The following is a 24,264-nucleotide window of genomic DNA, read 5'->3' on the forward strand; positions in this document are numbered from 1 at the left end:
TGTTTTTGTCTGCTATAAAAGGGCGCGAGGAGTGAATAGTGATTTGGGGCTCAGTACTGGTGTTTAGTGGAGTCACAAGTGGTATATTTATACCGGTAGGGGTATAGTTGTGACCTGCTAGGCAGCACACGATTATTGCATCAGGTTGTGCTGGGCACAGAATCAATTGAAGGGTGAGTAATATGGTTGAAAGCACGATGTTTACGCCGTGGGAAGCTATAGCTGGGGGCTGCTTGATTGGCAGCGCCGCGGTCTTGCTAATGTGGTCGATGGGGAGAATAGCCGGAATTTCGGGCATTGTTGCCGGTGCCTTGACTGAGAGCGGTGGTGAGCGTAGCTGGCGCTTGAGTTTTTTGGCTGGTTTGTTCTTTGGCGCAATTGTCGCGGCGTATTTTAGCGGGGCGCTGGTTGGCGTGCAGAGTGTGGCTTCCATGCCCGTGTTGGTTGCTGCGGGCTTGTTAGTCGGGCTTGGTACGCGGATGGGCGGTGGCTGTACCTCCGGTCATGGGGTGTGCGGTATTTCTCGGTTTTCGCTGCGCTCTGTGGTTGCGACCATGGTGTTTATGGCTAGTGGTGGGGTAACCGTATTCGTGATTCGCCATTTGTTAGGAGAGGGCGTATGAGTCGCTTAATTGTATTGTTAGCCGGTGCTTTGTTTGGAGCTGGAATTACTATTTCGGGAATGGCTAATCCCGCTAAGGTGCAGAATTTCTTAGATATTAGTGGTAACTGGGATCCGAGCTTAGCTTTGGTTATGGGTGCAGCTTTGATGATTGCAACACCAGGGTTTTTCTTTGTACTTAAGCGGCAACGACCGCGCTTTGCAGAGGTTTTTGCTCTGCCAACGAAAAAAGATGTGGATGCCAAACTTGTGCTGGGAGCTGTTATGTTTGGGGCGGGCTGGGGTTTGAGTGGTCTGTGTCCTGCGCCTGCGCTGGTGGCGTTGCTTACTGGAGCCATGCCATTCCTTGTTTTTTTGCTGGCAATGTTCGGCGGTATGCTCGTGCATCGTTTTGTATTTGAAAGGTAAATTCAATAATAGTCGCCATATCGCCATTGGGGTAAGCTAGCTCTTGAAGTAAATCAGTTAAATAATAAAATTGATAAATACATGAGGGTGCGATATGGCGGTGAAATGTCAGTTTGATTGTGGAGTAGACGAAGTTTGGGCCTTGTTGTGCGACCCCGACTTTCGGGTGGAGCGGTGTATAGCGCTTGGCGAATTGAGTGCCGACTGTGATGTTGAGGTGGGCGAGGACCAAGTGATTGTTCGCATGCACCGCGAAGTAGTGCGTGAACTGCCATCGGTACTTGCTAAGATTTTTAATTCAAAGCAATCGCTAGACTTTGTTGAAACTTGGCAGCGGCAGCCTAATGGTTGGGCTGGTAGTTTGTCTATTATTATAAAAGGGCAGCCGGCCGAGTTAAAAGCCACGTGCTCGCTATTGGCTACCGCAACAGGCTGTGAGCATATCGTTGATCACCGTTGCAAGGCGAAAATTCCGCTGGTGGGTGGTAAAGTTGAGAAATTTGTTGTGGCGCAAACTGACGCTGGTGCGCTTGACGAGTTTAACTACTTAAAAAATAAACTGGCTGGCTAGTCATTTACTTGCTTTAAGCTAGTCTACGCAGCCATTGCTAAATGGCTGCGGTGTTCACTGATCGCGGCGCTGAGGTCAGCGGGTGTGTTAAGCCGTTTGATTCGCTCGAATAGTTGCTGTGCTTCTGGGTATTCACGGCGCAAATAACCTAGCCATTGCTTAATTGGCCCGCCAACATGGCGCGGCGCGCAATTCATTAAGCTGTCTTCGAACAGCGCTTCTACTAAATTCATTATTGCGCGCCAGTCGTGCCGTTGATAATCTTCGCCGCGTAATTGCGATTTAATTTCTAGCGCGAGGTCTGGGCGTGCGAGCAATCCGCGGCCTAGCATAACATGCTCGCAGCGACTCTGATCTTTGCAGCGGGAGTAGTCTTCGGGGCTCCATACCTCGCCGTTGGCAATAATAGGAATTGTAGTAAGCTCATGCACTTGGGCTAATAACTGCCAGTGTGCTGGCGGTTTGTAGCCGTCTTCCTTGGTGCGGGCGTGAATGGTTAGCGCGTTGGCGCCAGCTTCGCTAATGGCGGAGACAATCTCATGCAAACGACTGGAGTCCTTAAAGCCTAAGCGTATTTTTGCGGTAACTGGGATGTTGTCAGGCACTGCCCCGCGCATGGATTTTATTATTTGATACAAAAGTTCTGGTTCGTCGAGTAATACCGAGCCGCCGCGGTGGCGGTTAACGCATTTAGCTGGGCAGCCGAAATTGGTGTCGATGCCTGGTGCGCCAAGACTGGCTGCCCGTGCAGCATTTTCTGCCATTGGCCCAGGTTCGCCGCCAAGTAATTGAATGTAAACAGGTACCCCGCTGGGGGTTAGCCCGCCGTGGTCAAGTTCAGGGCAGAGACGATGGAATACTCTGGGTGGCAGCAGTTGGTCGCTGACCCGAACAAATTCTGTAATGCAGCGGTCTATACCTCCGACGGCGGTGATTAGGGCGCGCATACGAGCGTTGACAACGCCTTCCATCGGCGCGAGATGTAATTCCATAGCAGGGTTCATTGCCCAAAAGCGCTATTGTATATCAGTGGTCGCTGTGGAGAAAAATATCTAGATAGTGACTTGTTGCGTAAAGGCTGGTGTTGTTTAGTGCAGTGCTAAGTGAATAGGGGGTGGTGTGTTGTTAAAAGGGCTGCAAGCATTGGGCTTTGGGGTATTTACAGGGCTTGTGTTAGCGATGCTAGCTTGGCTGTCTCCGGTTCGAAATGCCGCAAGTGAAGAAGCGTTAATTTTCAATGCTGATAATGCCGACCTGTTTGGTGAGGATCCGTATTTTGAAAGCACCCTGCAATTACAAAAGCTTAGCGCCGATCAGCAGGGTCGCTTTGCGCTAATGTGGATCGACGGCAAGCGACAGAGTGTGCGTAACACCGATGTGTTGCTGCCGCCCTGCGTAAGCTTGAGAGAACTGTTTGATGATTCGGTGTTGATCGATAACTGCGGCAGTTATGCGCTGCTGAGTGTGGCTGGGGTGCCAGCTGATAACAATAAGCTTAGTGTGCGGCCTGTTGTTGGCGCCGAATTTGCTCCGGACTTACCCGTCATTATTGATTTGCGGCAAAATAAGGCGGTAATGGCTTTACTCGCCGATTATCATCAGCGGTTATATAAGCGACCGCTGTCGCTGCGCGGGCGGGTAAAGCTAAATGTCCAGGTCGAGGCCACTGGCGGGCGACGCTACTATCTTGCGCCTGGCGACGATAAGGCCTTGTTTGAGTTGTTGGCTTTACAGTCTGGTGATCGCGTAAAAGCGGTAAATGGGATTGCATTGTCTGCTAAAGAAGCGTTAACCGATATTTATTCGGACTTGTCTGAGCGCAGCCAAGTGGCGTTAACCTTGGAGCGAGAAGGGCGGGATCGAGTGCTATTATTGCGTTTTTGAAAAAAAGCGCTCGGCTTGCATTAAAATAAGTTTCTTATATTAGCTGATGCTAATAATTTGCTTGTTATTTCGATAGTATACGCCTCGGTTTGGCTGCTCGGCGTTAAATTGAGCGGTCTGATGAGAGTGATGAGCGGGCGCTAAGGTCATTTTAAGGAGATGTGTGTGAGCGAATTTAAACAGTGGGAATGCGTTATCTGTGGTTTTGTTTATAACGAAGCCGAGGGCTGGCCTGATGACGGTATTCCCGCAGGCACCGCGTGGGCTGATGTGCCCGAAGACTGGGAATGCCCCGACTGCGGTATCGGTAAAATAGATTTTGAGATGGTCCAAGTCTAAGCGGTTTTTTAGGCTAAATGGATGGTGGGCCGTGCTTGCGGGTGTCGGCCTCTGTTACACTCAGTAAATATATGTGTTGCTAGGGATTTGCCATGAAGAAAACAATAACATTGCTTGGTTTGTTGGTGTCGGTGACCTTGATGACCGCTTGCGCGCCAGAGATCGGTAGTGACGCTTGGTGTGCAGGCATGGAAAACAAACCGAAGGGCGACTGGACCGGAAATGAAGCCGCTGATTATGCAAAGCACTGCGTATTTAAATAGCACCAGCCCTAGGGGCTAAGTATTTTATGTAGCACAGCGGAATTGTGCTGTTGTGCAGGGTTTTGGCCTCTAATTATTACTAAGGATGATTGTAAGAAAAATGTCATATAATTCGGCTAGTATTCGGCGCTTCGTGACCTTGATGGGGAAAGTCTGAGACGTGGATCAGTCTGTGACATTAATAAAGCTGTTTTCCCCTCGGTTGGCCAAATGGTTGACGGTCTCATTGGCTGCTGTGCTTTTGGCCACTCTGGCGGGACTGTGCTGGCAATTGGTGGGTATGTTTCGCGAGATTCGATTGCCCATTGCCGGCGAGGTAGATGCGCCGAGCAGCAATACTTCTGCCCAGCAATACAATGTTCAGAGCCTGTTGGCGGTGCCCTTGTTTGGTCTTAGGCCGAGCACGCCAGTTGCAGGGGCTGAAATTCAAAAAGATATTCGCCGCAGCGCCTTAAAAATCACGGTAATTGGTTTAGTTGCTGGTAATGATGAGCGCGGCGTGGCGGTTTTGCGTCACGGCAGCAAAACCAAGGCCTATGGCATTGGCGAGAAAATCGACGTGCCGGGTACCGTTACACTTCTGGCGGTATTAGCTGACCACATTATTATTGAAAACAACCGTAAACAGGAAAAAATAGAGCTGGATCAAAAGGCCGCCGCGGCGGGTTTGCGAACAGCCGGGGCACCGCGCGCGAGCTATGCTGAGAACGTCGATTTGACTACGCCTGGTATCCGCGAATTGGTTGGCGACCCTCGCGATACCGTGCAAAATAGTCCTTTGCAGTTAGTTCGGTTTTTCTCCGTTAATCCGGTAATGGACGGCGGTAAGGTGACGGGTTATGCAGTAAAACCGGGTAGGGATGGACGTTTGTTTTCGCAGCTGTCCCTTGAACCCGGCGATGTGGTGTTATCGGTTAATGGTCAATCGTTATCCGATATGTCGCCACCAGAATTAATGAAAATGATGGAAAACACCAGTTCCTACGAGCTGCTGATAAAACGCGCAGATACCATACTCACCAAAAGATTTGATTTATGAAATCCTTGTTCTTGAAAATCAGCATAATATTTAGCCTATTCATTGTTTTGTCTGGCACGGCCATGGCCGAGCGCTTTGAACTGGATATGCAAAATGTCGATATTGGCGAGTTTATCGATACCGTGGCCAAGTTAACGGGCAAAACAATCGTTGTGGACAGCAGGGTGAAAGGTAAAATCACTGTGCAGAGTCACCGCAAACTCGATGCCGAAGAACTGTATCAAATATTTCTTTTACAGTTGGGCGTCGAAGGTTATTCGGCGATCGAGGTTGGCGACGGAATTCTCAAGGTAATTCCCAACCAAGCTGCAAAAATAGAAGGTATTGAAGTGCAGCTCGGCCGTGGCAATACCGGTCGTAGTGAATCCATCATTACGCGAATTGCCCAGCTACAAAATGCCGATGCCGACGAGTTAGTGAAGTCACTGCGGCCGCTGGTCGACAATAAGGTCGGTGTTATTACTAGCTACGCCGACTCCAATATTATTCTTATTACCGATCGTGAATCCAATGTGCGGCGCTTGATGTCGATTATTAATGCCATCAACTCAGTCGATTCACAGCTGATGGAAACTGTGGTTTTAAAGAATTCCTCTGCTGAAGAAGTCGAGCGTGTTCTTAGCAAGGTACTGTCCCAACAGACCCGCAAACGTGGTGCATCTAAGCCGGTGGTGGCAGCAGATTCGCGTACTAATACCTTAATTCTATTTGGTGACGACGAGGCGCGCAGCTATTTGCGACGCTTGGTAGCTGATCTCGATAGTGAGGTGAGTACCCAGTCTAATATTCGCGTGCAATACCTCAAATATGCAAAAGCAGTTGATTTGGCGCCTGTACTAAAAAGTATTAGCGATACTATCGTAAAAGGCGATGAGGCCGCAGGCCGTCCCGCCGCAGGTGGCGCTTCCTCGTCATTGATAAATATTGAGGCCCACGAGCAAACGAATTCTATTGTGATGTCAGGCAGCCCCCATATCATTACTGATTTGCTATCGGTAATTCGCGATCTTGATATTCGCCGCGCCCAAGTGTTGGTGGAGGCAATTATTATCGAAGTGTCAGATAATCGCGCCAAAGAGCTGGGTGTGCAGTGGTTATTTAAGGGCAGCAATGGCAGTAATCAGCCGGCCGGTGGCATTAATTTTGGCGGTGGCGCTTCGGGTAGCAGCAGCACTCCGGGAATTATTAGCTTGCTTGCTGGTGAAGAAGCGGCCGCTGCCGCTGCCAGTGGCGTGCGTGGCGCAGCGATTGGTTTGGGTAAACTGCGAGATGGTGCATTTAGCTTTGCTACTTTGTTAACCGCTTTGGCGAGTGATTCAGAATCAAATATTTTGTCTACACCTAGCTTATTGACCTTAGATAACGAAGAGGCGTCTATATTAGTTGGTCAGGAAATACCGGTGATTACCGGCTCTACTGCGAGCTCAACTAATACCAACCCCTTCCAGACGATTAGCCGTCAGGAAGTGGGTATTAAACTATTGTTTACCCCGCAGATTAACGAAGGAGATGCTGTTCAGCTTACGATAGAACAGGAAGTTTCCTCTTTGAGCCCATCAAATAATGCGGCCGATGTTATTACCGATAAGCGCACCATAAAAACCTCAGTATTGGTTAACGATGGTGCAACCATTGTACTGGGTGGCTTGATCGATGACCAAGTAACTGAGCAATCAGCAAAAGTGCCACTGTTGGGCGATATACCCATTTTGGGTCGCTTGTTCCGCTCTGATAGCACCAGTAAAGTAAAGCGTAATTTGATGGTGTTTATTCGCCCCACGATTGTTCGCGATCAGGCAACGCTCTCGGATTTAAGTGCTCGCAAGTACAACTTTATTCGAGCTGAGCAGCTGGTGAAGTCCGAACAGGGTATTAACTTATTCCCCTTCACTGATCTTGCGGTGCTACCGGAGTGGACCGGTATGGATGCCTCACCGGCAGATATACTGCCCCATAAACCTGTTCCGCCACCGATGTCTCCCGCTGAAGAAGCAGTAGAGAAACGCGGTTATGCGCCCCAAGATAAACGCAGTGAAATTCAAGGTGAAAAGCCGGTCGACACTGGTGTCGATGTGAATTGCGAGTCTGCGGACGACTGTGCCAGTAAGCCCGAATTGGTCAGCGCCAATGAGGCCGCTCACTGATATGTCTCAAACCTTGACTTATGCTTTTGCGCGCAGCAATCGGGTTCTTGTAGAAGAGAACGAACAAGGTGAGCTTAGCGTTTTATGCTGCAAGCAAACTCCGCCCGCTGCGCTTGCCGAAGTGCAACGGGTTATTGCCAAGCCCTTGCTGTTTAGCTTGTGCGAAGAGAAGTTTCTACAAGACAAAATTAATGAAACCTTTCAGCGTCAGCAGGGTGATGCCATGTCGGCGATGGGTGATATTTCCAGCGAAGTGGATTTAGACCGCCTTGCTGAAGAAATACCCGAATCCCAAGACCTGCTCGACGCCCAAGACGACGCGCCAGTTATTCGCTTAATTAATGCCTTGTTTGGCGAAGCGCTAAAGAGGGATGCCTCTGATATTCACATCGAAACCTATGAAAAAACCATGTCGGTGCGGCTGCGAGTCGACGGTATTTTGCAGGAGGTGTTAACCCCGAGCCACCGTTTGGCACCGTTGTTAGTGTCGCGGATCAAGGTCATGTCACGGCTCGACATAGCTGAAAAGCGGGTGCCTCAAGACGGTCGGGTGTCGCTGCGAATCGCGGGCCGCTCGGTGGATGTGCGGGTATCTACCATACCGTCAAATTACGGCGAGCGAGTGGTAATGCGCTTACTCGACAAACAAGCTGCGCGTATCGACATAGAGCAGCTCGGCATGCCGCCACGCACCCTCGATACCCTCAAAGATTTGTTGCAGCAACCTAACGGCATTATTTTGGTTACAGGTCCAACCGGCTCCGGTAAAACCACGACCTTGTATGCAGGCTTGATGGCACTCAATGATCGACGCCGGAATATTCTCACCGTTGAAGATCCTGTGGAATACGATATTGAAGGCATTGGCCAGACACAGGTTCACGCCAAGGTCGGTATGACCTTTGCGCGGGGCTTGCGCGCTATTTTGCGTCAAGATCCCGATGTGGTGATGCTCGGCGAAATTCGCGATCAAGAAACTGCGGAGATCGCCGTGCAAGCGTCCTTAACCGGTCACTTGGTGTTGTCGACCTTGCATACTAATACAGCGGTGGGCGCGGTGACGCGTTTGGTTGATATCGGCGTAGAACCGTACTTGATTGCCTCTAGTTTGAAAGGCGTACTCGCTCAGCGTTTGGTCAGAAAATTATGCCAAAGCTGCCGTCATCCCATTGTGCTGGATAAAGCTGAAGCGCGTTTGTTGGGTGACTCGAGCTTAGAAGGGCAGAATGCCTTCAATGCTGCCGGTTGTGACGAGTGTCAGCAAACCGGTTACCGCGGCCGCCAGGGTGTTTACGAACTGTTGGTTATCGATCGTGAGGTCGCTGAGCTGATTCATAATCGCGCTGGCGAACAAGATATTTTGCGTCAGGTTGGCGATCATATGCCGTCCTTGATGGGCGAGGGCCGCCGTTTAGTGTTAGACGGGCAAACCAGTCTCGACGAATTATTGCGCAGTGTTCGCGAGGGCAGCAATGCCGGCCTTTGAGTACCGTGCCCTCGACAGTGCTGGGGCCAATAAAAAGGGTATGATCGAAGCCGACTCTGGGCGTCAAGCTCGGCAGATGCTGCGCGATCAGCAGCTCTTTCCCATCGAATTAAAGCAAACCCGCGACAAAACCCGCGCCGATAATGCGCGCAAGTCCTTTGGTGGCGCGCGGGTCGGTATTGCTGATTTGGCTTTGTTTGTGCGCCATTTGGCAACCCTGATTCAGTCGGGCATTCCCTTGGAAGAGGCGCTGGCCGCCACCGCCAAGCACACTCGCAAGCCATATCTAAAACGAGTTGTACTCGATTTGCGGGCGCGGGTACTGGAAGGTCACTCTCTTGCCGACGGTTTAAATGAACATCCTCGGGTATTTAATCCCGTATTCCGCGCCTTGGTTAGCTCCGGTGAAAAATCTGGTGACCTGGGTTTAATTCTCGATCAATTAGCGGAATACACCGAAGACAGCCAAAAGCTGCGCGGCGTGATTGTGCAGGCGGCCTTATATCCGGTGGTACTGTGTTTGGTTGCCCTCGCCGTGGTGGGCGCACTGATGAGTTATGTGGTGCCCAAGGTTACAGCGCAATTTGCCCATTACGACCAGGCGTTGCCGACCTTGACTCGGGTTCTGATTACTTTGAGCGACGGTCTACTGGCTAACTGGCTGTATATTCTAATTGGAATTGTTGCGCTTGTGGCTTTTAGCCGCTGGTGGCTGCGCTCACCCGAGCGGCGCTTGCAGGCTGACCGCGCTATATTAAAGCTCCCTTTGTGGGGCTTGCTAATGCTGGAGCTAGACGCCGCCAGAATGCTGAGAACGTTAGCTATTTTAATGTCGTCTGGGGTGCCATTTTTAGAGACCTTAAAGGTTGCTTGCGACACCCTAAGTAATACTCACTTAAAAAAGAGTATGGCACTGGTGCGCGAGCAGGTGCGCGAGGGCAAAAGTTTTAGCCGCAGTCTTCAGGATGAAGCGCAACTTCCAGCGCTGGCGATTTATATGATCGCCAGCGGTGAAGCGAGTGGTGAGATGGAAGCGATGACCCAGCGCGCCGCGACTAATTTGGAGCGCGAACTACAAGCGCGGGTGCAGATGTTTGTCAGTTTGTTTGAGCCGCTGCTGATTGTGGTCTTGGGTGGCGTGGTTTTATCGATAGTTTTAGCGATAATGCTGCCGATATTACAGCTAAATAATTTGACACAGTTTTAGGAGTTAGTTGTGGAGATATTTAAGGTGCAAGCAAATCGAAATGTGGCCTGCGGTGCCAAATCGAGCCGCCAGTCGGGATTTACGCTACTTGAAATCATGGTTGTTATCGTGATTTTGGGTTTATTGGTTGCAGTGGTTGCTCCCAATGTTTTGCAAAACCAAGATCGCGCCATGGTTGAAAAAGCGCGGGCTGACATTTCGGTGCTAGAGCAGGCCTTGGATATGTATAAGCTTGACAACCATGTATACCCTACTACCAATCAGGGCTTACAGGCGCTGGTGAAAAAGCCGGAAACTGGTAACCAGCCCAAAAATTATCGCAGCGATGGCTATATAAAACGTCTGCCTGAAGACCCTTGGGGAACGCCCTATGTGTATATCCAACCGGGCGAGCACGGGCCATTCGATTTGTATTCTACCGGCGCTGATGGGGAAGAAGGTGGAGAAGATCTCGCCCGTGACATCGTCAACTGGCAGGAGTGAGGCGGGGTTTTCACTGCTTGAATTAATGGTGGTAATTTTCATCATTGGTTTATTGAGTGGTGTGGCTGCGCTGACTTTACCCTCTAGCGACGGCGGCGCGCTCTTGCAAAAACAGCGCTTCAAATTGATTGGCAGTTTGCGTAGTGCGCGCGCCGAGGCGGTATTTAGCGGCCACAGTTTAGGGCTGCTATGGCAGCGGCAGCGCGGCGAATTCTATGTACTCACCGCCGACGGTTGGCAAAAAATTGTGCAGGGCGTACTGGCTAAGAATATTGAGCTCGATGAACGCGTGCAAACCGAGCTGAGTGTGGGCGGGGAAGTGGTGAGTGAAGATATTGGCAAACCCTCTCGCCTTGATGAAGACGCCAGTGAGCAACAAATTAACCCGCAGCTGGTGTTTCTGTCTGACGGCCAAATATCGCCCTTTGAGTGGCTGCTATCTACCAGTGGTTCAGAGTCTTTGGCGTTTGATGAGCAGTTGACGGTTGAGCAGCCATGACCGTGTTTCTTCGGCGCAGGCAAAGAGGATTTACCCTCTTAGAAATAATGGTGGCACTAATGATTTTTGCTACAGCCGCCGTGACCCTAACTAAAAGTCTCACTGAGAGTGCCCGCAATATAGGGGCGCTGGAAGAGCGGCAGTTTGCCGATTTAGTTGCTGGTAATGTGTTAATTGATATTCTGCGCGACGGCTACGGCAATAATAATAGTGGCAAGGAAAGCATGGCGGGATTTGATTTTAAATGGCAGCGCAGTGTGGAGCAAACGCCGCATCCGAGTATCCGGCGCGTGGATATCAGTGTTAGCCTCCAAACCTCCAGCGATGTGCTTGCCACGCGCTCGGCGTTTTTACGTAAATGAATATGCAAACTGCATCGCGGCGGCAGAGTGGTTTCACCCTTGTAGAGCTCCTCATTGCCATCGGTATTATGGCCTTACTCGGTACCGCGGGCTCATTATTACTGAATAGCTCGCTTGAAAATCAGGCGTATATCGAACAACGTCAACAGAAGTTAGAACGTCTGGCACTGGCGTTGACAATTTTCCGCCGTGATATAGAGCAAATTAGTCAGCGTATACCCCGCGATGAGCAGGGCGATGTGTTGCCCGCTAATATTGTTGCCGAACAGATCGGCGAAGACAGTGAACTGGAATTTGTGCATGGTGGGCGACGAGTATTGCCAGGGCGAGGTCTAGGCAGCACCTTGGAGCGGGTGCGCTATGTAAAAGAAGACAAAGAATTAATACGCTACAGCGCCGGGGTGGCCGATCCTGCCGGCAACACCCACTGGCAGCGGCAGGTCTTATTAAATGATGTGTCCAGTTTTGTGGTGGAATTGTATGACGGCGAGCGTTGGTCGACCTTCTGGCCGCCGAGCACTCAGATTAATGCCACTCAGCCCAAAGCGCTGCGCTTAATCAGCACCGTGGGTTCGTGGCCAGATATTCGCCTGAATGTGCTGTTGCCGGAGTCATTGCTGTGAAATGGCAAACGGCTAAACAACGGAAGCCGGCAACTTTAGCGCGTAAAGATCAGCGCGGCGCCGCGCTCATGATGGTACTGCTGATTGTAGCAGTGATGGTGGTCGTGGCCGTTGGTTTAATTGACGGCGTCCGCTATAGCAGTCAGCGCTTATTAAATCAGCGGATTATGGATCAGGCCTATTGGTATGCATTGGGCGGCGAGCGAATTGCGGTTTTTGCACTCGAAGATATCGCTGGCGAAACAGTGGTTAACCTTGGTCAAGATTGGGCGCGTAAAGATATTGTTTTTCCGATTGATGGTGGTTCCATCGCAGGTTTAATTAGCGATGAACAGGCCTGCTTTAATATAAACTCACTGTATAAACAGAGCGCAGACAGCAGTGCTAGCGCCGAATTAAGCACAGCGGAGCGGGTTTTTACGGGTTTGTTAACTAACTTGGATATCTCACCGCAGCGAGCTGAGTTTATTATTGGCCGCACTCAAGATTGGATAGATGAGGATTTTTCGCCAGAGGGAATATACGGGGCAGAGGACTTAACTTATACCGCTAAAGACTACCCCTATTTGCCGCCAAATAATTTGATAGACTCCATTAGTGAACTTGGATTGTTCGCTGAATTTGAAGATGATGAGCAGGCGCGTATAAGCCCTTATCTCTGCGCATTACCCGAGGCGAATACGGTATTGAATATTAATACCGTGACGACGGCGCAAGCGCCATTAGTTGCAGCAGCGGTAGGTAATGTATTGAGTGTTGAGGCAGTGCAGGCAGTCTTAGAGCGCCGCCCTGAGCAGGGTTGGTCCGATGTTGCCAGCTTTGTCGGTGAACTGGGCTTGTCTGCGGAGGAGCCTCTACCGACTGTGTTTTTACAGGGTTTAGGCGTAACTTCGCGGTATTTTAAAGGGCTGGCAGATGTCTTCTATGAGCAGCGCCAGCTGCATTTGTACAGTCGAATGGTATTAAAAAATGGCAAGGCAGTTGTCTATGCCCGTGAGTATGGAGAAGTTTTTTGAGCGCGCTGTTGTTACTCGATTTACCCCTCGATTTAGAGGCTACAGTGCCGTGGCTGCATTGGGACAGTGAACGTCACTGCGTGATTGCCGAAGGCGTATTAGCCAATAGCGGCGAGTTGCCTAGCTTGGCTGAGAGCTGCGGCGCGGTGCCGTGTTACGCCTTGTTGCCGGGCGCAGCGATCAGCGCGCATAAGGTGGTTTTGCCTAAGGGCGGACGAGTCGGTATGACTGCCTTGCCGTTTCAGCTAGAAGATAAATTGTGTGCCGATCTTGACGACGTGCATATTGCGGCGGGCACCTTAGTGGCGAGACAAGCTAGCAGCGTATTAATTGCCGATCGCAAGTTGGTGCAAAGCTGTTTGGACACTCTCCGCCTCAGTGGTTTACGGGTTAAGGCCCTGTTGCCTGATTACGCGGTATTGCCTGCCAATACTGTGGTGATGGACGAGGAGACCGTGGCGGCGAATATCCATGGCCAGCCTGCGAGTATGCGCAGCGCCAACTTTTTTGTATGGCAGCAAGTGCTCGGTGAGGAGCTTAGTGTTGAGCCTCTGCGGGTTTATTGCGTCGGCGATTGTGATGGGAGTGCGCTGGCGGCGGGCGACCATATCGTTGAACGCAGTAAAACTCGGTTGCAGGCCTTTGCGCAGGGCTTCCAAGCTTGGCCGCTGTCACTGTTGAGCGGCCCTTATATTCTTCGGGACGAAAGTGGCGAGGCGCTGGGCCGCTTGCGTTGGCCGTTAATATTGGCGGGGGCCTTACTTGGTTTGCACTGGCTGAGTTTGGCGCTGCAAACGTACAACTTTAACCGCGAGGCTGAGGTCTTAAGTCAAGGTATGGACACGGTTTACCAGCAGACCTTCCCCGGTGCCAGAGTAGTAAACGCACGGAGTCAAATGCGCAGCCAATTAAATGCCCTTGAGAAGGGTGGCAGCAACGGTAATATGCTGCCTTGGCTAGACAAGGTAGCTGCCACCAGCAAGCTCAAACCTGGGGTGACGCTGAGCCAATTGAGTTATGAAAATGATCCCGCGGTAATGAAATTGGTACTTAAAGCCGCCTCCTATGAAGCCATTGACCAGTGGTTGGCAAGTTTAAAGGCGCAAGGTCTGAGTGTGGAACGCGGCGCTTTTGGCCAACAGGATGTAGGTATCGCAGGGCAGATTAGTATACGAGGTGCCAGCCAATGAAAGCACTAAACCAATTACTCGAAGGCCGCTCAGAGCGCGAACGCGTCATTCTGATTGGCGGCGTTGTGCTGGCTATACCATTAATGGTGTGGTTATTGCTGTGGCAGCCTCTGTTAAATGCGCGTAGTAATGCTGAATCGCGCGTAGAGCAGCGGCGCAGCGCCTATGTGTGGATGCAGCAAGCCGCCCAGCAATTTCAAGCGGTGCGAGGCAGAGTGCCACAGGCTAGCTCGGGGGCGGGCTCTCCTCAGCAGCAAATTACTGGCGCGGCCGCCGCGCTGGCAATTAATGTGAATCGTATCGAACCGCAGTCCTCCGGCCGCTATAGTTTGTGGGTGGCGAATACCGATTACAGCAGTGCCGTGCGGCTGATAGAGGCCCTGTCGGTGTCGGGAATGACTGTGTATTCAGTGAACATGAGTTTATTAGATGTGCCGGGTAATATTTCTTTGCGGGCATCAGTGGGGAGTGAGGGATGAGGCGTTGGCTGTGGTTTGTGTGTGGCGGCCTATTCTTTGTGCTGTGTTTGCTCGTTACTAGCCCCGCGTGGTTAGTGACTGATCTAGCCCTTAAAAAACTGCCACAGCTGGAGCTGGGCACCGTTAGTGGCAGTGTGTGGCGAGGCCGAGTAGACACCGCTAAGTATGGCGATATAACGGTTACGGACTTGCAATGGCAGTTATCATTAGTGGGTTTATTTCGCGGCGTGCCATTGGCGATTGACGTAGCTGGCCCAGTTGAAGGCCATGCCAATGTTGGTGTTGGCGGGAATAATACGCTGCGCCTGCGCGATGTGTCGGCGCAGGGCGGTATTGCTGAGTTGATGGCGGTAGCTAATTTGCCCAGTATGGGTTTTGACGGCGGCCTGAGTGTCGAGTTAGCGGAGGCCAGCATCACTAATACCGGATGTGTGGGTATAAGCGGTACGTTTACCTTGGCGTCGCTGCTTGGTGATATCGATGGTATAAGTGATATTGCGCCGGTAGCGGCGACCTTAAGTTGTGAGAATGGCCTACTTGCCGCGGTGGTGGATGAAAATAACCCTACACGGGTGCGGGGCAAGGTCCAGCTAATGAATAATGGCCGTCTCAAAGGGCAGCTAATGTTAACGCCAGCGCCAGAAAGTTTGTTATATAAAAGCTTAAGCCAATTTTTGGGTGCGCCGCGCAATAAAACCGATTTTGTATTGCGTTTTTAAATTGCGAGTGGCGTCGTTAACTTCCTGGTGGATCTATAAATTACGCGGTTTCGGCAGTTGCAGTCTCGCGCTGAGTAGCGTTTGGACTGGTCTCGCGGGGGACGCTCTGCCATTATTGTCGCTATAAAAGTACACAAAGCATCGGATGAAATATGGATACTTATATACTGGCAATTGATCAGGGCACAACCAGTTCGCGGGCGATTGTGTTTAATGCGCGCGGCGGAATTTGCGGAGTTGGTCAGCGGGAGTTTAGTCAGCATTACCCGCAGGATGCGTGGGTGGAGCATGACCCTGAAGAAATATGGCAAACCACCCTGAGTAGCTGTAAGGCGGCGATCGCCGCAGCGGGTCTTAGCGCCTCAGATATTTCCGGTATAGGCATCACCAATCAGCGCGAGACCACCGTGGTGTGGGATCGGGAAACCGGCGCGGCAATCTACCCCGCGATTGTCTGGCAGGATCGCCGTACCGCCAGTCAGTGTGCAGGGCTAAAAGCACAGGGCCTCGAAGAGCTGGTTGCCCAGCGCAGCGGTTTATTATTAGATCCCTACTTTTCTGCAACTAAACTAACGTGGATTTTAGATAACGTGGCCGGTGCTAGGCAGCGCGCGGAAGCGGGCGAGTTGGCCTTTGGCACTATCGACAGCTTTTTGCTGTGGCGTTTAACAAATGGTGCTGAACACGCCACTGACGCAACGAACGCGTCGCGAACTTTATTATTTAATATTCATCGCCAAGAATGGGACGATGAATTACTGGGTTTGTTTAAAATTCCACGTGTATTGTTGCCAAAAGTTAAAGACAGTTGTGACGATTTTGGTCGCTGTGATCCTCAGTGGTTTGGCAAAGAAATTCCAGTTTGTTCCTTGATTGGTGACCAGCAAGCGGCAACTGTGGGCCAAGCCTGTTTTAAACCCGGCATGGTCAAGAGCACCTATGGGACCGGATGCTTTGTGGTGTTGAACACCGGCACCGAAGCTCTGGCATCGAAGCACCGATTACTGACAACTGTGGCTTACCGAATCAATGGTGAGGTCACTTACGCCTTAGAAGGCAGTATTTTTGTCGCCGGCGCGGCCGTGCAGTGGTTGCGCGATGGCCTGCATTTAATAGGTTCCGCGTCAGAAACCCAGGCGTTGGCCGAAAGCGTAGCCAGCTCCAATGGCGTGTACATGGTGCCAGCTTTTACCGGCTTGGGCGCGCCATATTGGGACCCAGACGCGAGGGGCGGTATATTTGGGCTTACTCGCGATACGGGCATTGCGCATATTGCCAGAGCAACCTTGGAATCGGTGTGTTACCAAACTCGGGATTTACTCGAAGCGATGCGTGGCGATGGCGCAGACTTTGCGACCCTGCGGGTAGATGGCGGTATGGTTGCCAATAACTGGGTAGTTCAGCGTCTTGCTGATATCCTGGATTGCCGCTGTGAGCGGCCAATGGTTACTGAAACCACCGCACTCGGCGCCGCCTATTTGGCTGGCTTACAGTTGGGGGTTTACCAATCCTTAGACGAAATTGCCGAGCTGTGGGAGTCCGCCGACGGCTTTGATCCAGTCATGAACGAAGTGGATAGAGCGCGTCGTTACACTGGCTGGAAGAATGCCGTGGCGCGGGTGCGCACCCAGTAGTATTTGTATAGGGCGGTTCGTTTTGAACCGGCCTATAGGTCTATTATAGGTCGCGGATGCTTAGTGATAGATCCAGAGCGCTAATTGGCATCGGTCGACAAACATAATAGCCCTGCACATACTCCACGCCCATGTCGAGTACGATATCTAGTGATTGTCTATTTTCAACACCTTCTACAATGACCTTTTTGCCGAGATTGTGGCTCATCTCTACCATGGATTTAACTAGTACTCGATCACTTTCACGCTCATGAATAAAGCGAATAAAGGATTGGTCAATCTTGATATAGTCAACCGGCAGCTCACGTACGTATTCAAAGGATGTGAATCCAATGCCGAAGTCGTCAAAGGCGATTTTTGCACCCACAGATTTGAAATTGTTTAATAATTTCCTAGCTGCACTAATGCTTTCTAGTGCGTCGGTTTCAACAACTTCAAATATTAAGCGATCGGGGTTTGCGCCAGTTCGCTTCAAAATTTCTGCCAAGCGCTCTTCAAAGTCGGGTTGTTCTAAGGTCGGCGCAGTGATGTTAATGCTCAATCCAGTGGTAATGCCAGAATCCTCCCACGCACGCTGCTGGCGCATGGCTTTTTCCATTACCGAAAAATCAAGTCGTGGCATCATCCCTGATTCTGCGGCAATACCAAGAAACTGTGCCGGCGAGATAAATTGACCTTCGTCATCGAGCATTCGCACCAAGCATTCGCAGTGGCTGATGCTGTTGGTGTTGAGGTCGAGAATAGGCTGATAAAACAAAACCAAACGATTGCCGCTTAAGGCTGCTTGTAATTGTTCTTTCATTCGATATTTTTCGTGGCGAGATACACGACTGGTGTCGTCTGATTCAGCAGCATAGTAGAGGCTGCCCCGTACCTTGCTTTTTACCTTGCCCATGGTTGACGTGGTGTTCGAAATGAGCTCGTCGATGCCGCTTAAGCCCTCGTCGTAGCTGTCGACTACGATCGAAACGCAAATTTCTTCGGTGAGGCTGCCCTTTGTAAAAGCGTAACGGGTTAACGCTTCGAGATTAAGGTCCTTAACGGATTTTCCTGAGGCCAGTGAGTGATGGACAATTGCGCAGAACTCACCGGATCCCGTTCGTGCAATCGGGCAGTCTTCGGGGAGTACTTGAGCTAAGTGGGCTGCTAATTCATTGAGTAAATGATCGCCGGCATCGAAACTGAAGCGGTCGTTGAAAATAGCGAAGTCGTCAATGTCGAACATCACCAGCTCGATCAGATCTTCGTCGCGGTGCTTGTGAATGTAATCATTTGCTAATTCGGTAAAGCTACTGCGATTAAGCAAACCGGTAATACGGTCGTGCTGCCCTAGCCAGTGGAGGCTTTCGGCGGCCTCTTTGCGTTCGGTAATATCAATGCCCATCGACAAAATATGTGGTTCGTCGTTAACGTGCAGACAGGTATGAGTCCACAAAAAATAGAGCTTACGCCCATCATCGGTAAAAAATGGCATTTGGCCCTGCATTTTTTTGCCAGTGGTGTCGGTAATACTTTGTAGGCTGGAGGAGAGTGATTTACTTTGATGTTCGTTTCTTACCCAGGTATTGATGTTTGCATTAACGGGTGCTTTTAGGTTTTGCCCAGTTAATTCACGGCCCATTTTGTTGATGTTGCGGATAGTGCCTTTGGTGTCGTGAATTATTACCGCCAGCGGCGAGGTGTCGAGCAGCATTTCGGTAAAAAACTTAGCTTCAGTAAGGGCTTCGATTTTTGATTTAAGTTCGTCGCGATGCTGATTGACGCTCGCGTCCATTCTTTCTAAGGAATCGATTACATCGCCGATAGTATTTTGGAGGATATCTATTTCGTCTGAGTATTTTTGCCGAGAATGGCGCTGGTTTAACAGTTTTTTTGCGTCTGCAAAGCGTCCCTCTGGAAGCATTGGTAGAATTTTGGCCAGCCGCATTAAGCGGTCGAGTGAGGGTTTTAAAATAAGGCTTATAAGAATAATGATTAGAAATAGGGTGATCAGGGTCGAGAAAAAGATGTCTTTGATGGCTTGAACAATTAACGCTTGAATCTGAGACTGATCTTTGATGATGGCAATATAGGTAATGCTGTCGTCATTATTTTTTAACGGTAGAAATCGGGCGCTGTAAAAGCTACTAGCGGAAATATCAAAAAAATCTTTGGTTTCGCCTGGGAGAATCTTTGTTGCTTCAATAATATTGGTAATTACTGCGCTGGTGCTCGTGGCGTGGCTGGCCGCGATTAACTCTTTCAGTGCTAAGGAGTTTCTCTGCTGGGTCATTGTCATTAGGGCAATGTCGGCGCGGGTAATTTCAAAAAAGTCTTGGGTCAGCAGCGCGGCTGAGCGATTAATATTAATAATCAGTTCACGGCCATCATTGGTGATAATTGGAATAAAAACACTTTGAAAGCACTGTTTATTGCAGCTCAGTTTTGAAATAGGGCGGTGGTTACGATTGAGTAAATTTACTGAATTAGTGATTTGGGTCGGACTGGGCTTAATTGTTGATCCGTCTTGAATCGACGTAAACAAAATCTCGCCCTTACTATTAAAATAATAGATCGATTCAATGCCGGATAGTAACGAGGGAGGGGTATTACTGCCCTCGGTAATCTCTTGTTTGCTGGGAATGGGGTATTGGTCTGCTAAACGGAATAATTCATTACTGGAACGGTCGCTAATTGCATTGAATGTTTCCTCTAATTGGTCGAGGTTTTCGGTCACTGCTGCGCGGTGAGTCTGAACGGTTTGTACATAGCTTACGTAGCCGCGCCCGCCCATAACAAGGGCTACTGCAAAAAATAACACGCCGCTGAGCTTGCGTTGCAAGCCTAATTTTACCGTAGGGCTTGTCGGTGCTGAGTCGGGTTTTGTTAGTTCTGTAGTTTTTTTCACGCTTAGAATCGATACCCTACCATTACCGCAAAAATTTCGGTGCGTTCGGCCAGGGGCATATTGCCTGCATTGTCGATGCCTGGAATTCCTGATGTGCCGCGGATACCGTATACATCGGCATCAATGATCCAATTGGCTGCTGGGGTCCAGCGTACCCCAAATACCAAGTTATGACTGTCGGTTTCATTACGATTGTCGCGGTCGAGAACGCTCATTTCATAGCGGCCGGTTAGGGTTATCTCGTGATTTAAACGATACTGTGCCTGTATATAAGCTGCTTCAATTTCTTGGCTAAAGGCTTGCCCAATTTGATACTCGACTGAAATTAAGCTGTATTCGCTCGTAAAGGTCCACATGGCGAGGTTCTTTTGTGCCGATAGCACATAGCCGTTGGCATCGAGACTGACGTCGCCATTAGCTGGGTTAATTGAATTCAGCGCTAAACTAACATTCAACATGGAAATGCCGAATTTGCTGTCGCCACCATTTCTGGAATGTTGTAATTGGGCAAAGATTGGATTCTTTAATTCGCCTTTGTGGATGATGGCTGAGCTTTGGCCGAATATATTCTTAATAATGTCGGCTGATAGGCTCTTGGTGCGACCAAGGGTAAACGTGAAGGTGGTAGAGTTTTCGTCGGCATCCCAATAGCTGTAAAGCTGAGCGCCGTCGGCCGAGAACAATAACTCTCGCAGTCCGTTGCCCTCAAAATAAACAGCTTGGGGCATAAGAATGCTAGGGCGAGTGAATATCACGTCGCGGGTGTCATTGTAAAAGCCGAAGGCGTTACGTACCCGGCCTAGTCTAAAACCAAGGCCAGACATATCGTTTTCCACCGCTTTAATGTCGGCAAACAGAAAGTCAATTTTTAAGTCGCCATTATCGGTATTGCCCGCATCGCGGCTGAGTATTTGGCCGGCGAAATTCAGGTTTGGAGTGACTCGCCAGGTGCTGTTAATGGCGGCTTCCATATAGTCGGTGCTGCCGCGCTGGCTGTCGCCGTAAAAATTATTACCATCACTTAATATGTAAGCTTGGGAAATAAAGCCGTGCACCTGTAAGTCATTATTGGGGAGGGCTTGGCTTAGGCTAGCGATACTTAGTGTGCATAGGCTGAGTAATGCACTTAGAGATGAGGTTTTGATTGTATGAGGCATTGTTTATTGCTCGCTGTTTGTTCGAAGAACGAACAGGTTGGCGGAAAAATTGCTTATATCGGCGACGTCGATTGGGCTGTTAGAGGCATAACCGATGGCGCCGGGTGTCGATTCAATCATTAACTGCAGTTGATGTTCATTCTCAACTACCGTTGGCGGGATGCCGGTGCCGCTGAAGATGAGCCTGTCCCACTGTTCGCGCAGTACATAGGGGTAAATCTTCAGTATTGATTTGCAAAACTGCTGATGCAGTGGATTTTGGTCGGGGAGGACAAAAACTTTAATCGGTGTTTTGTCGTCCCAGCTGCGTTTACGAACAGTGAATATGGCGCGAAGGCTGCTGGTGTTGAGCTCACCGCTGCGCACCTCGGTATTGGTTAATATCGTTACTCCAGCGTTGTTCAAGGCTGTTTGGAATACTTCGGCATAGCTTGTTTGGCTCAATAATAAAAAGCCTAGGCAGCTAGCGAGGGCAAACGTAGGCAGTCGTAAGCGAGGGATACTTCTTGTTGAATTCCGTATTTTCACAAATCTTCCCGTTTCGAGCGCATTTTTTGGTTGGCTTCCGCGTCTATTGCTGGGTGGATGTTGCTGTTCTGGCTGTTTCAGTTTGCTCATTTAAGCTGAATTTTTCCAAAAAGACAGTAATTCGATTGGCGTTTACACCCAAGTCTCCCTTGCCAAACCGTGATGCAGACCGCAAGTCTATACGTGCCCCCGTGCTAGTGGCTTGTATCCTGACGACAATGTCATCGATAAAACCAAGCCAAAAACTACGAGACTGAGCTTCAATATGGCCTTCTTGTTGATAATAGACCAGCCATCCCATTTCGCTAGCTATTTTTAAGCCTAGATTATGCGCTTGTGCAACGGATAACGAGGTTTGGTGGGTTTTGATCTTGGGGTAGGCCTGCTCTTGTAGTGCTACATTGGTGCTCGTATAAATAACTGAGTTATCTTTTGGCTTACGTATTTCGGCCGCTTTAAGAAAATCGGGTGGCCGCTGGGTGTCGGTGCTGATGTCATTAATTAAAGGGGCTCCGGCGCCGCGAAATAGGCTGAGGCTTAAAAAAGCAATGGCGGGCAGGGCGATTAAAGCTGCGTTGCTTAATTTACGACGCCCTTGAGGATTTGTGGTACGCCGAGTAAATAGGGCTGAGGCGCAGATGCTACAAAAACTTAGCAAGCCTGCAAAACTAAATAGAATTAGGCCAATTTGATAGTTGATGAATTGGTAGCGAATGCCTGCGGTGGCGATGCCTAGTAGCACAAGTGAAGTTATGGCGATTTTGTGGGTAAAACTCGGAATGCTCATTTTCGCACCGGTGTGAATTTTGGGAATCTTATCAAAGGCTAATAGACTTGTATCGTTTAATTTATACTGCAATGAGTATACCTAGGTGGGTATAGTAAACGAAGCCTGAATTGATGGCGGAGATATGCTAATAAACGTAGGTAGGGGTGAAAAGCGACGGCTGCTAGGCTGCGGATGTGGGGCTAAACTCGAGATGGGTTCGCTGGGTAGTTGCCTTTATGTCGGTATCGGTCTGCATTGGTCTAAATGTGCTGCGAACACGATTTTGTAAATTGGTTAATTATGATAAAACAACTGGAACTCTCGTGGCGAGGGCAGCTTCGCAAGGAATGTCAAACGGGTTATTTCAAGGCTTTAATACATTTTTTGGCGGAACGCGAAAATGCTGGCGCCAAGATATACCCGCCGAAATCTATGTGGTTTTCCGCCTTTTCCCAAACACCTTTTACCGGCGTTAAAGTGGTTATTCTCGGTCAAGATCCTTATCACGGGCCAGGGCAGGCCCATGGCTTATGTTTTTCGGTGTTGGCGGGAGTGAAAATTCCTCCGTCACTGAAGAATATCTATAAAGAGCTGGAGCGTGACCTTGAGATACCCATTCCCATGCACGGGTGCTTAGAAAGCTGGGCTGCGCAAGGAGTGCTGTTACTAAATACGGTACTTACTGTAGAGGAGGGGCTGGCGGGCGCTCATCAAAATCGCGGCTGGGAGTATTTTACCGATGCGGTTATCGACGCCCTAAACACTGAGCGCGAGGGCGTGGTATTTATGTTGTGGGGCGCCCAAGCGCAAAAGAAGGGCGCAAATATCAATGACAAGCGTCACTTGGTATTGCGGGCCCCTCACCCATCGCCCTTGTCGGCTCATCGCGGATTTATAGGCTGTGGGCATTTTTCACAGGCTAACACGTACTTGTGTGGCAAAGGCCAGCAGCCGATCAACTGGCAGCTGCCGCTGTCAGTAGATTCAGGGTGTCAACTTATTCCTTAGGCATGTCTACCATAATGGCTTCAAGAGTGTCGGCCAAAAAGCGGCTGGCAGCAATCTCCATGGCGCGACCAAGCTCAGCATCGACGACCTTTTCGGCGAGCGGCCGGAGTCGCCAAATAAGCTCGGCGATTTTAGGCAGCTCTTCTTTTGGTGGCAGTTTTTGCTCAGCATAGGGCTCTAGTACGTGCTGAGAGACTAATTTAACGAATTCATCGGCCACTCTTTGCACATTGCCCCGCATCATTCGCAATATATCCAGTAATTCATCTAGCGGAATACCGGTGGCGCAGAGTTCTTCGGCAACTTTGAGGGTGCTCATGCTAGAAATACGCATTTGAGTGCCAGAGACGCTGAATAAGCCGAGATCGTGAGCACTTTTAATTGCCGACGGGGTGAGTTTGGTACCAAACATCTTGGCGAGTTCGGTCATGGCTAGCGTAGTCGGTGCCTCATTGGTCCACGGCGAGTTAACGGCGGTCTCGATGCCGAGTATTTCACTCAGTCCCACACCTTCTTCTAATGCCGCCAGCAATTCTTTGATTGAGGATAGGGTGTAGCCCCTATCTAGCAGGTTGGCGATGAGACGTAGGCGCGATAAATGGTGGTTGTTGTATACCCCCTTGCGGCCATTTAGCGCAGGAGGTGGGAGTACGCCGCGATCTTGATAGGCGCGGATATTCCGAACCGTGGTGTTGGCGGCAATGGCTAACTCTTCAACCGAGTAGTCGCGCTGGGTTTCGGGCTCGGGGCTGGCATCAGCCAGAGGGTTGGCCTGCGGTAAAAGTTGCGCCATGGTGCTGATCGTTTCTTCGGGAAATTTCATTGTGACTGCTATTGCGTCTCCGCCGTGGTGGGGCTGTGTCTTCGTTCAGGTCTTGATTCTCACTAAAGCCCGCGTGAATTGCAATTAATGGGGTGATTGACATCGCTGCTTTGTCGGATCAGCC

26 protein-coding genes are annotated in these 24,264 nt (G+C 50.1%); 20 read left to right on the top strand and 6 right to left on the bottom strand.

Annotated elements, in window-relative coordinates; translation table 11 throughout:
* Nucleotides 1-182 precede the first annotated feature (182 nt).
* The 3 genes from AB4876_RS01530 to AB4876_RS01540 all read left to right on the top strand — a co-directional run bounded on the left by AB4876_RS01530 (nucleotide 183) and on the right by AB4876_RS01540 (nucleotide 1,601).
* Nucleotides 183-623, top strand: coding sequence for a YeeE/YedE family protein (locus AB4876_RS01530; RefSeq protein WP_368379889.1), 441 nt, complete (start codon nucleotides 183-185; stop codon nucleotides 621-623).
* The gene (locus tag AB4876_RS01535; protein ID WP_368379890.1) at nucleotides 620-1,030 is read left to right on the top strand and encodes a DUF6691 family protein; all 411 of its coding nucleotides are present in this window, start codon (nucleotides 620-622) and stop codon (nucleotides 1,028-1,030) included. Before AB4876_RS01530 ends, AB4876_RS01535 begins: the two co-directional genes overlap by 4 nt.
* A 94-nt stretch (nucleotides 1,031-1,124) precedes the next feature.
* Nucleotides 1,125-1,601 (top strand): DUF2505 domain-containing protein, encoded by a 477-nt coding sequence (locus AB4876_RS01540; RefSeq protein WP_368379891.1) that lies wholly within the window; start codon nucleotides 1,125-1,127, stop codon nucleotides 1,599-1,601.
* Between the two features lie 23 nt (nucleotides 1,602-1,624).
* Here AB4876_RS01540 and AB4876_RS01545 read toward each other — a convergent pair whose 3' ends face one another.
* Nucleotides 1,625-2,593 carry a tRNA dihydrouridine synthase gene (locus AB4876_RS01545; RefSeq protein ID WP_368379892.1) on the bottom strand — a complete coding sequence of 323 codons (969 nt, stop codon included), beginning with the start codon at nucleotides 2,591-2,593 and terminating at the stop codon, nucleotides 1,625-1,627.
* Nucleotides 2,594-2,720: 127 nt separating this feature from the next.
* Between AB4876_RS01545 and AB4876_RS01550 the strand changes: the two genes are divergently transcribed.
* The 16 genes from AB4876_RS01550 to glpK all read left to right on the top strand — a co-directional run bounded on the left by AB4876_RS01550 (nucleotide 2,721) and on the right by glpK (nucleotide 16,968).
* A complete protein-coding gene (locus AB4876_RS01550; protein ID WP_368379893.1) occupies nucleotides 2,721-3,485 on the top strand; it encodes a hypothetical protein in 765 nt (254 codons plus the stop codon).
* Between the two features lie 159 nt (nucleotides 3,486-3,644).
* The gene (locus AB4876_RS01555; RefSeq protein WP_368379894.1) at nucleotides 3,645-3,824 is read left to right on the top strand and encodes a rubredoxin; all 180 of its coding nucleotides are present in this window, start codon (nucleotides 3,645-3,647) and stop codon (nucleotides 3,822-3,824) included.
* A 92-nt stretch (nucleotides 3,825-3,916) separates the two neighbouring features.
* Complete coding sequence (locus AB4876_RS01560; protein WP_368379895.1) at nucleotides 3,917-4,087, top strand: DUF3012 domain-containing protein; 171 nt, start codon at nucleotides 3,917-3,919, stop codon at nucleotides 4,085-4,087.
* Nucleotides 4,088-4,259: 172 nt separating this feature from the next.
* Entirely contained in the window at nucleotides 4,260-5,126 is an 867-nt protein-coding gene (gene gspC / locus AB4876_RS01565) for a type II secretion system protein GspC (protein WP_368379896.1), read from the top strand.
* Complete coding sequence (gene gspD / locus AB4876_RS01570; protein ID WP_368379897.1) at nucleotides 5,123-7,270, top strand: type II secretion system secretin GspD; 2,148 nt, start codon at nucleotides 5,123-5,125, stop codon at nucleotides 7,268-7,270. The genes gspC and gspD overlap by 4 nt, the downstream gene beginning before the upstream one ends.
* A 1-nt stretch (nucleotide 7,271) precedes the next feature.
* Entirely contained in the window at nucleotides 7,272-8,756 is a 1,485-nt protein-coding gene (gene gspE / locus AB4876_RS01575) for a type II secretion system ATPase GspE (RefSeq protein WP_368379898.1), read from the top strand.
* Nucleotides 8,743-9,963 (top strand): type II secretion system inner membrane protein GspF, encoded by a 1,221-nt coding sequence (gene gspF / locus AB4876_RS01580; RefSeq protein WP_368379899.1) that lies wholly within the window; start codon nucleotides 8,743-8,745, stop codon nucleotides 9,961-9,963. The genes gspE and gspF overlap by 14 nt, the downstream gene beginning before the upstream one ends.
* Nucleotides 9,964-9,987: 24 nt before the next feature.
* Entirely contained in the window at nucleotides 9,988-10,446 is a 459-nt protein-coding gene (gspG, locus tag AB4876_RS01585; RefSeq protein ID WP_368379900.1) for a type II secretion system major pseudopilin GspG, read from the top strand.
* Entirely contained in the window at nucleotides 10,421-10,945 is a 525-nt protein-coding gene (gspH, locus tag AB4876_RS01590; protein WP_368379901.1) for a type II secretion system minor pseudopilin GspH, read from the top strand. Before gspG ends, gspH begins: the two co-directional genes overlap by 26 nt.
* A complete protein-coding gene (gene gspI, locus AB4876_RS01595; RefSeq protein ID WP_368379902.1) occupies nucleotides 10,942-11,307 on the top strand; it encodes a type II secretion system minor pseudopilin GspI in 366 nt (121 codons plus the stop codon). Before gspH ends, gspI begins: the two co-directional genes overlap by 4 nt.
* Nucleotides 11,304-11,930, top strand: coding sequence for a type II secretion system minor pseudopilin GspJ (gspJ, locus tag AB4876_RS01600; protein ID WP_368379903.1), 627 nt, complete (start codon nucleotides 11,304-11,306; stop codon nucleotides 11,928-11,930). The genes gspI and gspJ overlap by 4 nt, the downstream gene beginning before the upstream one ends.
* On the top strand, nucleotides 11,927-12,946 hold the full coding sequence (gspK, locus tag AB4876_RS01605) for a type II secretion system minor pseudopilin GspK (protein ID WP_368379904.1): 1,020 nt from the start codon (nucleotides 11,927-11,929) through the stop codon (nucleotides 12,944-12,946). The genes gspJ and gspK overlap by 4 nt, the downstream gene beginning before the upstream one ends.
* On the top strand, nucleotides 12,943-14,136 hold the full coding sequence (gene gspL, locus AB4876_RS01610; protein ID WP_368379905.1) for a type II secretion system protein GspL: 1,194 nt from the start codon (nucleotides 12,943-12,945) through the stop codon (nucleotides 14,134-14,136). Before gspK ends, gspL begins: the two co-directional genes overlap by 4 nt.
* Nucleotides 14,133-14,615, top strand: a complete 483-nt coding sequence (locus AB4876_RS01615) for a type II secretion system protein M (protein WP_368379906.1) — start codon at nucleotides 14,133-14,135, stop codon at nucleotides 14,613-14,615. The genes gspL and AB4876_RS01615 overlap by 4 nt, the downstream gene beginning before the upstream one ends.
* Complete coding sequence (gene gspN / locus AB4876_RS01620) at nucleotides 14,612-15,334, top strand: type II secretion system protein N (RefSeq protein WP_368379907.1); 723 nt, start codon at nucleotides 14,612-14,614, stop codon at nucleotides 15,332-15,334. The genes AB4876_RS01615 and gspN overlap by 4 nt, the downstream gene beginning before the upstream one ends.
* Nucleotides 15,335-15,486: 152 nt before the next feature.
* Nucleotides 15,487-16,968: a glycerol kinase GlpK gene (gene glpK / locus AB4876_RS01625; protein ID WP_368379908.1), complete on the top strand. Its 1,482-nt coding sequence runs from the start codon at nucleotides 15,487-15,489 to the stop codon at nucleotides 16,966-16,968.
* Between the two features lie 43 nt (nucleotides 16,969-17,011).
* Here the strand turns inward: glpK and AB4876_RS01630 are convergent, their stop codons facing one another.
* The 4 genes from AB4876_RS01630 to AB4876_RS01645 form a co-directional block, all read right to left on the bottom strand.
* Nucleotides 17,012-19,855, bottom strand: a complete 2,844-nt coding sequence (locus AB4876_RS01630; RefSeq protein WP_368379909.1) for an EAL domain-containing protein — start codon at nucleotides 19,853-19,855, stop codon at nucleotides 17,012-17,014.
* A gap of 2 nt (nucleotides 19,856-19,857) precedes the next feature.
* Nucleotides 19,858-21,012 carry a hypothetical protein gene (locus AB4876_RS01635; protein WP_368379910.1) on the bottom strand — a complete coding sequence of 385 codons (1,155 nt, stop codon included), beginning with the start codon at nucleotides 21,010-21,012 and terminating at the stop codon, nucleotides 19,858-19,860.
* Between the two features lie 3 nt (nucleotides 21,013-21,015).
* Entirely contained in the window at nucleotides 21,016-21,456 is a 441-nt protein-coding gene (locus tag AB4876_RS01640; protein ID WP_368379911.1) for a hypothetical protein, read from the bottom strand.
* A gap of 127 nt (nucleotides 21,457-21,583) precedes the next feature.
* Nucleotides 21,584-22,327: a DUF1499 domain-containing protein gene (locus tag AB4876_RS01645; RefSeq protein WP_368379912.1), complete on the bottom strand. Its 744-nt coding sequence runs from the start codon at nucleotides 22,325-22,327 to the stop codon at nucleotides 21,584-21,586.
* Between the two features lie 282 nt (nucleotides 22,328-22,609).
* Here AB4876_RS01645 and ung point away from each other — a divergent pair, with 282 nt between their 5' ends.
* Nucleotides 22,610-23,317: a uracil-DNA glycosylase gene (ung, locus tag AB4876_RS01650; protein WP_368379913.1), complete on the top strand. Its 708-nt coding sequence runs from the start codon at nucleotides 22,610-22,612 to the stop codon at nucleotides 23,315-23,317.
* Here ung and AB4876_RS01655 read toward each other — a convergent pair.
* Nucleotides 23,307-24,140, bottom strand: a complete 834-nt coding sequence (locus AB4876_RS01655) for a MerR family transcriptional regulator (RefSeq protein ID WP_368379914.1) — start codon at nucleotides 24,138-24,140, stop codon at nucleotides 23,307-23,309. The two genes, ung and AB4876_RS01655, sit on opposite strands and share 11 nt — an antisense overlap.
* Nucleotides 24,141-24,264 lie beyond the last annotated feature (124 nt).

Source organism: Zhongshania guokunii, from assembly GCF_040892635.1.
Taxonomy (GTDB): Bacteria; Pseudomonadota; Gammaproteobacteria; order Pseudomonadales; family Spongiibacteraceae; genus Spongiibacter; species Spongiibacter guokunii.